Source organism: Knoellia tibetensis (assembly GCF_048606415.1).
GTDB lineage: Bacteria > Actinomycetota > Actinomycetes > Actinomycetales > Dermatophilaceae > Knoellia > Knoellia tibetensis.
This window is the reverse complement of the sequence record NZ_JBMBWF010000006.1, coordinates 114,756-127,415: the sequence shown is the minus strand read 5'-3', so window position 1 is coordinate 127,415 and position 12,660 is coordinate 114,756. Positions and strand designations below refer to the sequence as shown.

At 73.5% G+C, this 12,660-nt stretch carries 12 protein-coding genes; 5 read left to right on the top strand and 7 right to left on the bottom strand.

Features of this window, described 5'->3' with window-relative positions:
• Positions 1-2 precede the first annotated feature (2 nt).
• Positions 3-1,151 carry a YihY/virulence factor BrkB family protein gene (locus ACOJV7_RS17265; protein ID WP_420191470.1) on the top strand — a complete coding sequence of 383 codons (1,149 nt, stop codon included), beginning with the start codon at positions 3-5 and terminating at the stop codon, positions 1,149-1,151.
• 10 nt (positions 1,152-1,161) lie between these two features.
• Here ACOJV7_RS17265 and rfbD read toward each other — a convergent pair whose 3' ends face one another.
• Positions 1,162-2,016, bottom strand: coding sequence for a dTDP-4-dehydrorhamnose reductase (rfbD, locus tag ACOJV7_RS17260; protein WP_420191469.1), 855 nt, complete (start codon positions 2,014-2,016; stop codon positions 1,162-1,164).
• On the bottom strand, positions 2,016-3,011 hold the full coding sequence (gene rfbB / locus ACOJV7_RS17255; RefSeq protein ID WP_420191468.1) for a dTDP-glucose 4,6-dehydratase: 996 nt from the start codon (positions 3,009-3,011) through the stop codon (positions 2,016-2,018). The genes rfbD and rfbB overlap by 1 nt, the downstream gene beginning before the upstream one ends.
• 73 nt (positions 3,012-3,084) lie before the next feature.
• On the opposite strand from rfbB, the gene rfbA reads away from it, so the two are divergent.
• On the top strand, positions 3,085-3,963 hold the full coding sequence (gene rfbA, locus ACOJV7_RS17250) for a glucose-1-phosphate thymidylyltransferase RfbA (RefSeq protein WP_420191467.1): 879 nt from the start codon (positions 3,085-3,087) through the stop codon (positions 3,961-3,963).
• Positions 3,963-4,556: a dTDP-4-dehydrorhamnose 3,5-epimerase family protein gene (locus tag ACOJV7_RS17245; protein WP_420191466.1), complete on the top strand. Its 594-nt coding sequence runs from the start codon at positions 3,963-3,965 to the stop codon at positions 4,554-4,556. Before rfbA ends, ACOJV7_RS17245 begins: the two co-directional genes overlap by 1 nt.
• A 51-nt stretch (positions 4,557-4,607) precedes the next feature.
• Here the strand turns inward: ACOJV7_RS17245 and ACOJV7_RS17240 are convergent, their stop codons facing one another.
• From ACOJV7_RS17240 to manA, 3 genes are all read right to left on the bottom strand, one after another.
• Positions 4,608-5,897, bottom strand: a complete 1,290-nt coding sequence (locus ACOJV7_RS17240; protein ID WP_420191465.1) for a D-alanyl-D-alanine carboxypeptidase family protein — start codon at positions 5,895-5,897, stop codon at positions 4,608-4,610.
• A 51-nt stretch (positions 5,898-5,948) separates the two neighbouring features.
• On the bottom strand, positions 5,949-7,115 hold the full coding sequence (locus ACOJV7_RS17235; protein ID WP_420191464.1) for a glycosyltransferase family 4 protein: 1,167 nt from the start codon (positions 7,113-7,115) through the stop codon (positions 5,949-5,951).
• Between the two features lie 73 nt (positions 7,116-7,188).
• Positions 7,189-8,385: a mannose-6-phosphate isomerase, class I gene (gene manA, locus ACOJV7_RS17230; protein ID WP_420191463.1), complete on the bottom strand. Its 1,197-nt coding sequence runs from the start codon at positions 8,383-8,385 to the stop codon at positions 7,189-7,191.
• A gap of 94 nt (positions 8,386-8,479) precedes the next feature.
• On the opposite strand from manA, the gene ACOJV7_RS17225 reads away from it, so the two are divergent.
• Entirely contained in the window at positions 8,480-9,565 is a 1,086-nt protein-coding gene (locus ACOJV7_RS17225) for a mannose-1-phosphate guanylyltransferase (protein ID WP_420191462.1), read from the top strand.
• A 27-nt stretch (positions 9,566-9,592) separates the two neighbouring features.
• On the opposite strand, the gene ACOJV7_RS17220 is transcribed toward ACOJV7_RS17225, so the two are convergent.
• Both ACOJV7_RS17220 and ACOJV7_RS17215 read right to left on the bottom strand, forming a co-directional pair.
• The gene (locus tag ACOJV7_RS17220) at positions 9,593-11,191 is read right to left on the bottom strand and encodes an ABC transporter permease (protein WP_420191461.1); all 1,599 of its coding nucleotides are present in this window, start codon (positions 11,189-11,191) and stop codon (positions 9,593-9,595) included.
• On the bottom strand, positions 11,188-12,102 hold the full coding sequence (locus ACOJV7_RS17215; protein ID WP_420191460.1) for an ABC transporter ATP-binding protein: 915 nt from the start codon (positions 12,100-12,102) through the stop codon (positions 11,188-11,190). Before ACOJV7_RS17215 ends, ACOJV7_RS17220 begins: the two co-directional genes overlap by 4 nt.
• Before the next feature lie 54 nt (positions 12,103-12,156).
• On the opposite strand from ACOJV7_RS17215, the gene ACOJV7_RS17210 reads away from it, so the two are divergent.
• Positions 12,157-12,657 (top strand): GbsR/MarR family transcriptional regulator, encoded by a 501-nt coding sequence (locus ACOJV7_RS17210; RefSeq protein ID WP_420191459.1) that lies wholly within the window; start codon positions 12,157-12,159, stop codon positions 12,655-12,657.
• Positions 12,658-12,660: the final 3 nt, after the last annotated feature.

Below are 12,660 nucleotides of genomic sequence, written 5' to 3'. Positions count from 1 at the left end.
GGGTGGACCGCCTCAAGACCTGGTGGACCGCGCTCCAACGAACTCGCCTCTGGCACGCCTGGAAGCGCTACGGCGACGCCCGGGGCAACCTGCTCGCCGGCGGCATCGCCTACTTCGCCTTCTTCTCGATCTTCCCCGTGCTGGCGCTCGCGTTCACCGTCTTCGGCGTCCTCCTCCAGGACAACCCGCAGTGGATCGAGCAGATCAGGGACTACCTCAACGAGACGCTGCCGGGCTTCATCAAGGACGGCGACAAGGGCCTCATCCCGCTCGAGGCCCCCGGCGACAACGCGTTGACCCTCGCCGGTCTCATCGGCTTCGCGGGCCTTTTGTATGCCGGTCTGGGCTGGCTGAGTGCCCTGCGCGACGGCATCCGGACGGTCTTCGGGGCCGAGGGCGCCCCGGGCAACGCGGTGACCGCCAAGCTGCGCGACCTCGGTGTGCTCGTCCTCCTCGGGCTCGCCATCGTCGTCTCGGCCGCCGTGACGGGCGTGGCGAGTGCCCTCACGGGCTGGATCGCCGAGGCCATCGGTCTCGGCGGACAGCAGTGGCTGCTGCGCGGCATCGCCCTGGTCATCGGTGCGGCGCTCGACGGACTCGTCGTCCTCGTCATGCTCCGGCTGCTCTCCGGGGTCGACGTGCCGTGGCGCGGGCTGCTCGGTGGCGCGGTCGTCGGTGGCATCGGGCTCACCGTGCTCAAGGTCCTCGGCACGACCCTCATCGCCGGGACGACGCAGAACCCGCTCTTCGCCTCGGTCGCGCTCGTCGTCGGCCTGCTCGCGTGGCTCAACTTCATGTCGCGGATCATCCTGCTGTCGGCCGCGTGGAGTGCGAACTCGCTCGAGGCCGAGGCGGTCGCCGACCTCAGCGAGGGCCAGCGGACAAAGATGGTCGAGGGACCCGAGGTGCCGGTGTCCGCGGCCCTCGACCCCGCCGCCCCCGACCCCGTGTGGCTCGGCGTGCCGCCAGAGCCGAACCCCGGGGCGCGGCATGCCGGCACGACCGGGCGCTCGGCCGACCGGGTCGTCGTGCCCCGCGCCCGCCGAGCGGACGACCGGGTCAACCTCGCCCTCGGTGCCGCGCTCGGCGCCTCGGCCGCGGCCGGGCTCGGCCTCGCGGGCCGGCTGCTCCGCGGGCTCCGGCGCCGCTGATCGCTCCCGCTCAGACGGTCCCGAGGACCGTCGGAGCCGCGCGCCGCAGGGCGTCGCGCCAGTCCGGCAGCGGATCGAGCCCGGCCTCCTGCCAGCGGTCGTGGCCGAGGACGGAGTAGGCTGGCCGTGGCGCGGGCCGCGGGAAGGCCTCGGTCGTCGTCGGCGTCACCCGCTCGGGGTCGAGGCCGAGCACCTCGAAGATCGCGCGGGTGAACCCGAACCACGTCGTCTCGCCCGCGCTCGTGCCGTGCCAGATGCCGCCGGGGGCGTCCGCGTCGACGAGCCGCACGAGGGCGTCGGCGAGGTCGGCGGTCCACGTCGGCTGTCCGCGCTGGTCGTCGACGACGGCGAGGGTCTCGCGCTCGCCGGCGAGCCGGGCCATCGTCGCGGCGAAGCTCGGCCCGCCCGCACCGTAGAGCCAGGCGGTGCGCACGACGAGCGCCGACGGGCAGTGGGCGAGGACCGCCCACTCGCCTGCGGCCTTGGTCCGCCCGTAGGCCGAGCGGGGAGCGACGGGTGCGTCGACGGCATACGGGATGGTGGAGTCGCCGGCGAAGACGTAGTCGGTGGAGACGTGCACCATCCGTGCGCCGCTGCGGGCGCATGCCGAGGCGAGGTTGGCCGCGCCGACCGCGTTGACGGCGAAGGCGTCCGCCTCGGCGCTCTCGGCGTCGTCGACAGCCGTCCACGCGGCGAGGTTGGCGACGACGTCGTGGCCCTCGACCGCGCTGGCGCAGGCGCCGGCGTCGGTGACGTCGAGGTCGGCGCGGCGCAGCGCGGTGACCTCGTGGCCGGCCGACGTGAGCCGGGGGAGGAGGTCGGCGGCGAGCATGCCGCCCGCCCCCGTGACGAGCCAGCGGGCCATCAGCGTCCCAGCCGGTCGTAGCGGGCCTCGGCGACGACCTTGGCGGTGCGCCACCAGTCCTCGTTGTCCTGGTACCACGAGATGGTGTCGGCCAGGCCGGAGCGGACGTCCGGGTGGGCCGGGCGCCAGTCGGTCTCGGCCCGCAGCTTCGACGCGTCGATGGCGTAGCGCAGGTCGTGACCGGGGCGGTCCGGCACGTGGTCGTACCAGTCGGCGGGCTTGCCCATGAGCTCGAGGATGAGCGCGATGACGTCGCGGTTGTTCATCTCGCCGTCGGCGCCGATGAGGTAGGTCTCGCCCTCGCGCCCCTGCTCGACGATCGCGATGACGGCGTCGTTGTGGTCGTCGACGTGGATCCAGTCGCGCACGTTGAGGCCCTCGCCGTAGAGCTTGGGCCGGATGCCGTCGATGACGCCGGTGATCTGGCGCGGGATGAGCTTCTCGGGGTGCTGGCGCGGGCCGTAGTTGTTGGAGCAGTTCGACAGCGTGGCGCGCAGCCCGAACGACCGCACCCACGCGCGCACGAGGAGGTCGGCGCTCGCCTTCGACGCGGAGTAGGGGCTCGACGGGTTGAGCGGCGTCGTCTCGGTGAAGCGGGCCGGGTCGTCGAGCTCGAGGTCGCCGTAGACCTCGTCGGTGGAGATGTGGTGGAGCCGCTTGTCGTGCCGGCGGACCGCCTGCACGAGCTGGTAGGTCCCGATGATGTTGCTGTCGATGAACGGCCACGGGTCGTCGAGCGAGTTGTCGTTGTGCGAGTCGGCCGCGAAGTGGACGACGAGGTCGTGGGCGGCCACGAGCTCGTCCACGAGGTCGGCGTCGGTCACCGAGCCCTTGACGACGTCGACGTCGCCGATGACAGGGTCGAGCGAGCCGATGTTCGCGGCGTAGGTCATCGAGTCGAGGACGGTGAGACGCCAGTCCGGCCGCACCTGCCGGGCCCGGATGACGAAGTTGGACCCGATGAACCCGGCGCCGCCGGTGACGAGGACCTTCATGGGCCGCAGGCTATCGGAGCCGCGACGAGCGTCCGGTCGGCAGTGCGGCGGCCGGTCAGTAGGGTGGCGCCCCATGAAGGGCATCATTCTCGCCGGCGGTTCGGGCACGCGTCTGCACCCGATCACCAAGGGCATCAGCAAGCAGCTCATGCCGGTCTACGACAAGCCGATGGTCTACTACCCGCTGGCGACGCTCATGATGGCCGGCATCCGCGAGATCCTCGTCATCACGACCCCCGCGGACCACGACCAGTTCGAGCGGCTCCTCGGTGACGGCAGCGAGTGGGGCATCGAGATCTCGTATGCCGTCCAGCCCAGTCCCGACGGCCTCGCCCAGGCGTTCGTCATCGGTGCCGACTTCATCGGGTCCGACTCCGTCGCCCTCGTCCTCGGCGACAACATCTTCTACGGCACCGGCCTGGGCCGCGCCCTGCGCGGCCTCACCGACGTCCACGGCGGGCACGTCTTCGCCTACCACGTGGGCAACCCGACGGCATACGGCGTCGTGGAGTTCGACGACGACGGCACGGTCATGTCGATCGAGGAGAAGCCGGAGCGGCCGAGGTCGAGCTATGCCGTGCCGGGCCTCTACTTCTATGACAACGACGTCGTCGAGATCGCCCGTGGCCTCACCCCCAGCGCGCGCGGCGAGCTCGAGATCACCGGGGTCAACGACGTCTACCTCAAGCGGGGTGAGCTGTCGGTGACGGTGCTCCCGCGCGGCACGGCGTGGTTCGACACCGGCACCTTCACCGGGCTCATGGAGGCGAGCCAGTTCGTCCACGTCATCGAGGCCCGGCAGGGGACCAAGATCGGCTGCGTCGAGGAGATCGCGTGGCGGGCGGGGTGGATCGACGACGGGCAGTTCGCGGCGCTCGGCGACGCCCTCGTCAAGAGCGGCTACGGCGACTACATCCACGCGTGCCTCGCCGAGGGCAAGGGGCTGCGCTGATGGAGTTCGAGCCGCTCGTCATCGAGGGTGCGTTCGTCGTCACCCCGCGCCAGTTCCCCGACGACCGGGGTGTCTTCCTCGAGTCCTTCCGCGGGGACCTGCTCGCCGAGCACCTGGGCCACCGCCCCGACATCGTCCAGACGAACGTGTCCGTGTCGTCGCGGGGGACCGTCCGCGGCATCCACTTCGCCGACGTCCCGCCGGGGCAGGGGAAGTACATCACCGTGCTCAGCGGGAGCCTCGTCGACTACGTCGTCGACCTGCGCGAGGGCTCGCCCACGTTCGGACGCGTCGAGGAGGTCCACCTCGACACGGTCGACCGGCGAGCGGTCTACCTCACCGAGGGGCTCGGCCACGCCTTCTGCGCGCTCGACGACGACACGACGGCGATGTATCTCTGCACCGCCGCCTACAACCCCACGGGCGAGCACGGCATCCACCCCCTCGACCCCGAGGTCGGCCTCGCGATCCCGGAGGGCCTCGAGGTCACCCTGTCGCCCAAGGACGAGGCTGCGCCGACGCTGGCGCAGGCGCGCGAGAGCGGGCTGCTGCCCACCTGGGAGCAGTGGCAGGAGCTGCACGGCCGGGGCTGACGCCCCGCTGGCCCGTTCCCTCGGCCTCGCACCCGGGCGGGGAGTGGGTCGTCAGTCGCGGTGCCGGCCCCCAGGTCCTCGGTGGGCTCGCTCACGCCGCACCCGGCCGGCCCGGAGCCGGTGGAACCGCGTCACGAGCAGCAGGCCGACCAGGGCAGCACCGCCCGCGATCGGGATCAGCGAGGGCGTCACGGCCCCCTTGGGGGCGTGGGGCGCGACGGCGGCGACGACGGAGTCGTCACGGGGAGTCGCACCGCGTGCGGTCTCCTTGCGAGCCGTCGCGGGGGCGGGTGGCGCGGGCGGCGCGGGCACCTCGCCGCGCTCGACGAGCCGGCCGATGGGCCGCACCTCGTCGCCGTGCACGAAGGCCCAGTCGAGCAGCGAGGCCGCCGGGCGCCAGCTGCTGCCGGTGCCGTACATCTCGGTGACGAGGTAGGTCCGGCCGTTCCGGCGCGCGGCTCCGATGAAGGTCCGGTGGGCGGCCTTGGTGAAGCCGTTCTTCACCCCGATGGTGCCGGGGTAGTTCCACAGCAGCCGGTTGTGGTTGCCGATCGCATAGGTCGGGCGCGTGCGCGAGGCCCGGTCGATCCGGGCAGGGAACGTCGAGGTCTTCGTCGTCGCCAGCCGCACGTAGTCGGGGTTCGCGATCGCGGCGCGACCGATGAGCGCGAGGTCGTAGGCGCTGCTCTGCTGGCCGGGGGCGTCGAGCCCGCTCGGGTCGACGACGACGGTGTCGTGGGCGCCGAGCTCGTCGGCGAGCGCGTTGAGCTCGGCCACGGTCGTCGGGATGCCACCGTTGAGCGCGGACAGCCCATAGGCGGCGTCGTTGGCCGACGACATGACGAGCGCCTCGAACAGCTGCGCGGCGCTGTAGGTCTGGCCGGCGACCATGCCCACCCGCGTGCCGTCGGCGTCGGCCTCGGTCGAGGTCGCCGTGAGCACCTTCGCCGGGTCGACCCGCGGCAGGAGGTGGATCGCGGTGAGCGCCTTGAGCGTGCTCGCGGGCAGCAGCGGTGCGTGTGGGTTGCGGGCGGCGAGGATCTCACCGGTGTCGGCGTCGGCGACGAGCCACGCCACGTCGGCCACCGCCGGGGGCGCCGGAACCCCGGCCGGTGCGTCGACGAGCACGGTGTCCATCGGCGCCAGGCCCGGCCCGCCGACGCTGCGCTCGGGGTCGAGCACGCGCGTCACGGCGGGCAGGGTCGCGCTGGGACTCGGGGACGCGGTCGTCGGGGCGGCAGGACGGGGCGTCGGGGTCGGGGCGGCGACCGCGGGTGAGGACCCCAGGACGGCCGCGACCGCGAACGTCGCGGCTGCGGCAGCGAGCGCACCGGTGCGCATCCGGCCTCCTCTCGACCCGCCCGCATCGTGCGAAACGGGCCTCGAAGGACCTTACGCGACCCGCCGCGAGCGAGTGGCCCGAGCGGCGTCGTAGTGGCCGACGAGGCGTTCGGTGAGCGTCTCCCACGAACGGCCGCGCACCGTCCGCTCGGCCTCGTCGCCGAGCTGTTCGCGCCACCGCCGGTCCCCGACGAGGGCGTCGACGTGGTCGTGGAGCGACCCGGGCCGGTCGGGGTCGAAGAGCAGCCCGGTGCGGCCGTGGTCGACGAGGTCGAGCGGCCCGCCACGGGCCGGCGCCACGACGGGCAGTCCGGTCGCCGCAGCCTCCTGGAGCGTCTGCCCGAACGTCTCGCGGGTGCCGGTGTGCACGAAGACGTCGAGGACGGCATACGCACGGGCGAGGTCGTCACCGGAGCGGCGGCCGAGGAAGACGGGGGAGCGGTTGGGTCGCCCGGGCATCGAGGCGACGGCCTCGGTGAGCCGGGCGCCGATCTGCGCGCGGCCTGGCCCGTCGCCGACGATGACGAGACGGGTGCCCGGGATCCGCGCCACCTCGGCCAGCCGCCACAGCTCCTTCTCGGGCGCGAGGCGACCGACGTAGCCGAGGAGCACCTCACCACCGGGTGCGAGGGCGCGGCGCAGCTCGGCGGTGCCCGGGTCGTCGCGCCAGCGCCGCGAGAACTGGCCGGTGTCGACGCCCCGCGCCCAGAGGTCGGTGCGCGGCACGCCGTGGGCGCGGAGCTCGTCGAGGGTGGGTCGGGACGGAGCCAGGGTGAGGTCGGCGTGCGCGTGCATCCGGCGGATCCAGCGCCAGGCGGCGCTCGCGGCGCCGGTGCCGAGCCGGCCGGGACCGTGCTGGCGCAGGTAGCTCGGCATGTCGGTCTGGTAGATCGCCACGGCGGGCGTTCCGCTCCGGTCGGCGAGCTGGAGGGCGCGCGCACCGAGGACGAAAGGCGACGCGGCGTGGATGACGTCGGGGGCGAACTCGTCGAGCGCCCGGCGCAGTGCAGGCGTGGGCACCCCGGTCGGGAACTGCCGCACCGTCACCGACGGCAGGCCGCGGACGGAGAACCCCTCGAAGGTCACCGGGGCGGGGCCCGGCGCGAGGATCACCGCCTCGTGGCCGAGGAGACGCAGCGACTGCGCGACCCGGCAGACGCTTGTCGTCACGCCGTTGAGGGTCGGCAGGAAGGACTCGGTCACCATGGCGACTCGCACGTCCACACCGTCGCGGACGGACGTGCCGCACGAGCAGAGTGCTGTGGGACGTCGGGTGAGCAGTGCGTGAACGTCAGGCCGAGGGCAGCGTGACGAGGTAGACCTCGCCGCTGCCCGTCACCCTGACGTCGGCGTCGCGCGCCGAGAGGAAGGCCGCGCGCACCGGCCCCAGGGTCAGCGTCGACCCCGGTCCGTCGTCGGAGGTGGCGAGCACGACCTCACCGTGCAGGCAGAAGACGATGCGCGGGGTGCCGTTGCCCGGGAGCAGCAGCCCCGACGGGTCGTGGATGCGGCGCAGCGCGAACCGGTCCGAGCAGCTGGGGAAGCGCACCGTCGCCGGCAGGTCGGGGTCCGGCTCGGCGCGCCCGGCGTGGCCGTCGGCTTCGGGGTCGACGATGCGCAGCAGCTCGGGGACGTTCCGCGCCTTGCCGGTGAGCCCGGCCCGAACCACGTTGTCGGAGTTGGCGAGGACCTCGATCCCCAGGCCGCCGACGTAGGAGTGGAGCACCCCGGCGGGAACGTCGATGAAGTCGCCGGGCTCGAGGACGCGGTGGTTCATGAGCAGCAGCACGGCGAGCCCGATGTCGTCGGGGTGGTCCTCGGCGACGCGGACGACGGCGGCGCAGTGGTGTCCCTCGGCGTCCGGGCTCGACGAGACGCGGACGCAGGCCGCGACGAGCTCGCGCACGAACCCGGCGTGCTCCGCCTCGGGGATCGCGAGGACGGCGGCGAGCAGGGCGTGGGCCGGGTCCGGGGCCGACGAGACGTCGTCGACGAGTCCCGAGAACCGCGGTACGCCGAGCCGCTTGGCGAGGTCGGCCGTCTCCTCCGGCGTGCGCATGCCCACGAAGACCCGGAACGGCGAGATGGCGACGAGCATCTCGGGCTTGGCCCAGTCGTCGACGTAGGTCGCGTCCGCGTCGCCGGCCTCGCGGTCCCTGCGGCGGACCTCGCTCGCCTGCTCGGCCGTGGGGTGCGCCTGGATCGAGATCGCGCGACCGGGCGCGAGCACCTTGAGGAGGAAGGGCAACCGCCCCTCGTATGCCGTGCAGCACTCCGCGCCCATCTCGCCCTCGGGGTCGGCCCGGATGACGTCGGCCAAGGTGGTGGCCACGCCGTCGCGGGTGATGCCGCACGGCCCGCTCTCGTGGGCGCCCATCCAGAGCTCGGACTCGGGCTCGGCGCTCGGGATCGGGCGACCCTGGAGGCTGGCGATCGACACGTGGGAGCCCCACGCGTCGTTGAACAGCACCGGCTCCAGCAGGTCCACCGCCAGCACCTCCCCGTGTCTCGTCGTCGCCGCCGCGTCGGCGACGTGCCCAAGGATCCTAAGAGGGTGCCATGTGACTCGTTAGCCTGACGCCATGTCTGACATTCCCGGCTTCTGGGCGGTCATCCCCGCGGGGGGCGCCGGCACCCGCCTGTGGCCCCTGTCGCGGGCGGGCCACCCCAAGTTCCTCCACGACCTCACGGGGTCCGGGCGGAGCCTGCTGCAGGAGACGCTCGACCGCGTCGAGCCGCTCGCGGTCGAGCGGGTCGTCGTCGTCACCGGGGTCGCCCACGCCGACGCCGTGCGCCAGCAGCTGCCGTCTCTCGCCGAGGACTCGCTGCTCGCCGAGCCGTCCCCTCGCGACTCGATGGCCGCGATCGGCCTCGCGGCCGCGTTCGTCGAGGCACGTGACCCCGAGGCGATCATCGGGTCGTTCGCCGCCGACCACGTCATCCCCGACGCGGAGGCGTTCCGGGCCTGCGTCGCCGAGGCCGTCGGGGTGGCCCGCGACGGGCAGGTCGTCACCATCGGCATCGAGCCGACGCACCCGTCGACGGGCTTCGGCTACATCCAGATGGGGCGGCCGATCCCCGGGGCCCCGACCGCCCGGCGGGTGCGCCAGTTCGTCGAGAAGCCCGACGCGCGCCGGGCGACCGCCTACCTCTCCACCGGCGAGTTCCGTTGGAACGCAGGCATGTTCGTCGTCCGCGCGGCCACGCTGCTCGATCTGCTGCACCGCTGGCACCCGGAGCTCGCCAAGGGCCTGCGGGTCATCGCCGCCGACCCGTCCCGGCTCGACGAGGTGTGGCCGACGCTCGAGAAGATCGCCATCGACCACGCGGTCGCCGAGCCCGCTGCCGACGCCGGCGTCGTCGCCGTCGTCCCCGGCGACTTCGCCTGGGACGACATCGGTGACTTCGCCAGCCTCTCGGCCCTCCTGCCGGAGCCCGGCGACGAGCACGGGGTCCGGGTCCTCGGCGACGCCGCACTCGTGCACGCCGTCGACTCGACCGGCCTCGTGTCGCCCCGCGGCGGTCGCCCGGTGGCGGTCGTCGGGCTCGAGGGCGTCGTCGTCATCGACTCCGGCGACGCTGTCCTCGTGACGACGCTGGACCGGGCGCAGGACGTCAAGAAGGTGGTCGAGCGCCTCAAGGAGCAGGGCCGCACCGACCTCACCTGACGGCTCCGACCGGGACGGCGTCGGGCATCAGGCGTTGTCGAGGTCCCGGCGGCGGTAGCCCCAGTGACCGAGGGCCACGAGCGCCCCGGCGACGAGGAGCTCGACGAGCGCGGGCCGGACGACGAGGTCGTCCTCGGGCACGCCCGGCAGGTGCCAGAACGGTGACAGCCCGTTCACGACGTCGGGCAGGCGCAGGATCGCGCCGAGCATGACCTGGAGCCCGACGAAGGCGACGACCGCCCACGCCACGAGCGCCAGCCGGGGCGCGAGTCCGACCGCCGCCACGGCGACGGCGGCGACGACGAGCGCGGCCGGGGCATAGGTCACCTGCTCCCCGACCAAGGCGACGGAGCCGGACCACCCGCCGCCCGCGAGCCCGCGTCCGATGGCCAGGCCGACGCCGGCGAGGACGAGGACGAGGAGTGTCCCGGCCGCCGAAGTGAGGACCGTCGCCGCCAGCCATCGGCCGCGTGGCGTTGCCGTCGCGAGCACGTTCTCGGACCGGCCCGCCTCCTCCTCGGAACGCATCCGCAGGACGCTCGACACGGCATACCCGGTCGAGGCGACGGCCATGAAGAGGAGGATGTAGCGCAGGAAGGCGTCGGTGACGGCATCCTCGGCCGCACCGCCGGCGCCGATGTAGTCGGCGATGTCGGGGTTGGAGGCGAGGAGGTCCGGCACGGTCGGCAGGACCGCGCCGTAGACGAGACCGAGCAGGAACATGCCGACGGACCACCCGAGGACGGTCCCGCGCTGGAGCCGCACGGTGAGACCGAGGGGAGTGCCGAGCCGGTTGCTCGCGCGCGGATGGCCGGGGCGGGGCTGCACGAGGCCGCTGCCGAAGTCGCGACGGGCGGTGAGCCGGGCGGCGGCGGCGAGCAGCCCAGCCGTCGCGGCGGCGAGCAGCAGTACGGGCCACCACCGCTCGTCGCCGAAGGCGTTCATCGACTGGGCCCAGCCGAAGGGGGAGAGCCAGACGAGGGCGTTGTCCTGCATGGCGCCGACGCCGCGCGCGAGGTAGCCGAGCGCGACGAGCGAGCCGCCGATGCCGAGGGCGCCGCGTGCGCTGCCCGAGACCTGCGCCGCGACGAGGGCGACGGCGGCGTAGCACGTGCCGAGGAACGCGAGCCCGACGCCGTAGGCGACGCTCCCCGTTGCGTCGAGGCCGGCCGCGAGCATCGTCCCGGTCGTCAGCGCGCCGATGGCTACCGCGGCGGTGACGGCGTAGCCGAGCGCGGCGAGCGTGGCCGCGTGCCGTCCGAGGACCGTCGAGCGCAGCAGCTCCGCCCGCCCCGACTCCTCCTCGGCGCGGGTGTGCCGCACGACGAGGAAGAGCACCATGAGGCAGACGCCGAGCTGCGCGACCTGCGAGATCTCGTTGGCGGTGATGCCGCCGATGGTGTCGATCCCCGGCTGCCGGCCGGACATGAGATGGCTGACGGGGCTCGCGCCGACGGTGGCGGCGTAGCCCGCGACCTTCGCAGGGGTGTCGTAGACCGTCGGCACGGCGAGTGCGCTCCACGCGATCGTGCCGCCGAGTCCGACGAGCCAGAGCGGCAGCCGGACCCGGTCGCGTCGGAGGACGAGCCGCAGGAGGTGGCGGCTGCCGGTGAGGGCGCCGGTCACCGCGACCCGACCTCGACGTCGTCGCGCGGCTGCTCGCCGTAGTGGCGCAGGAAGAGCTCCTCGAGGGTCGGCGGATGCGCCGTGAGCGAGCGGATGCCGAGCCGGGAGAGGGCGGCGACGGCGCCGTCGAGGTGGTCGGAGTCGACGTCGAAGGCGATGCGCCCGTCGGAGACCTGCGGCTCGTGGACGCCGGGCAGGTCGGCGAGCCCGGCGGGCGGCGAGGCCGTCTCGGCGGTGACCGTGGTCCGGGTGAGGTGGCGGAGCTCGGCGAGCGTGCCCGACTCGACGGCCCGTCCGGCCTTGATGATCGTCACGCGGTCACTCAGCGCCTCGGCCTCGGCGAGGATGTGGCTGCTCAGCAGGACCGTCGCGCCGTCGGCCCTGGCCTCGTGGACGCAGCGCCGGAACTCCTCCTCCATGAGCGGGTCGAGGCCGGACGTCGGCTCGTCGAGCAGGAGCAGCTCGACGCGCGAGGCGAAGGCGGCGACGACGGCGACCTTCTGCCGGTTGCCCTTGGAGTAGGTCCGCGCCCTCTTCGTCGGGTCGAGGTCGAAGCGCTCGAGGAGCTCGGCCCGCCTGCCCTCGTCGAGCCCGCCGCGCATCCGGCCGAGGAGGTCGATCACCTCACCGCCGGTGAGGTTCGGCCACAGGCTCACGTCGCCCGGGACGTAGGCGATGTGCCGGTGCAGGTCGGCCGCCTCGCCCCACGGGTCGCCGCCGAGGACGCGGACTTCGCCCGAGTCGCTGCGGAGGAGCCCGAGCAGCACCCGGATCGTCGTCGACTTGCCGGCGCCGTTGGGGCCGAGGAAGCCGTGCACCTCGCCGCGAGCGACCGTGAGGTCGAGCCCGTCGAGGGCGACCGTGGGTCCGAAGGTCTTGCGCAGCTCGCGAGTCTCGATGACGTTCTCCACGCGCTCGAGCGTACTCTTCTTTCAGAATTGCGTGAATGCTCTAAACTCTTCCGTATGCCGTCCCGCCGCGCCCCTGCCGCCCCCGCCTCCCAGCCCGGGACGGGTGCGTCGCACGCCGTCGTCGAGCGACTCGGGGCAGCCCTCGCGACGGCCGGTTTCCCGCCCATGCCGGCGCGGGTCTTCGCCGCGCTGCTCGTCGACGAGGACGGCCGGATGACCTCGGCCGAGATCACCGCGGAGCTGTCGGTGAGTCCGGCCGCCGTCTCCGGCGCCGTCCGCTACCTCTCCCACGTCGGCCTCCTCCGCCGCGAGCGTGAGCGAGGAGGGCGCCGTGACGTCTTCGTCGTCCTCGACGACGCCTTCCACGGCGCGCTGACGAACACCGACCAGGTCTATGCCGGCATGATCCGCGCGCTGGCCGACGGCGTCGAGCACCTCGGCGCCGGCTCGCAGGCGGGCCGGCGGCTCCAGCTCTCCCGCGAGTTCCTCGAGTTCGTCACCGACGAGATGGGCGGCATCCTCGAGCGGTGGGAGGCACGCAAGGCGACGCGCTGAGGG

Coding starts and splice junctions, on each gene's coding strand:
- rfbD (WP_420191469.1), bottom strand. CDS start 2,016: ATGGCCCGCTGGCTCGTCACGGGGGCGGGCGGCATGCTCGCCGCCGAC.
- rfbB (WP_420191468.1), bottom strand. CDS start 3,011: ATGAAGGTCCTCGTCACCGGCGGCGCCGGGTTCATCGGGTCCAACTTC.
- rfbA (WP_420191467.1), top strand. CDS start 3,085: ATGAAGGGCATCATTCTCGCCGGCGGTTCGGGCACGCGTCTGCACCCG.
- ACOJV7_RS17245 (WP_420191466.1), top strand. CDS start 3,963: ATGGAGTTCGAGCCGCTCGTCATCGAGGGTGCGTTCGTCGTCACCCCG.
- ACOJV7_RS17240 (WP_420191465.1), bottom strand. CDS start 5,897: ATGCGCACCGGTGCGCTCGCTGCCGCAGCCGCGACGTTCGCGGTCGCG.
- ACOJV7_RS17225 (WP_420191462.1), top strand. CDS start 8,480: ATGTCTGACATTCCCGGCTTCTGGGCGGTCATCCCCGCGGGGGGCGCC.
- ACOJV7_RS17210 (WP_420191459.1), top strand. CDS start 12,157: ATGCCGTCCCGCCGCGCCCCTGCCGCCCCCGCCTCCCAGCCCGGGACG.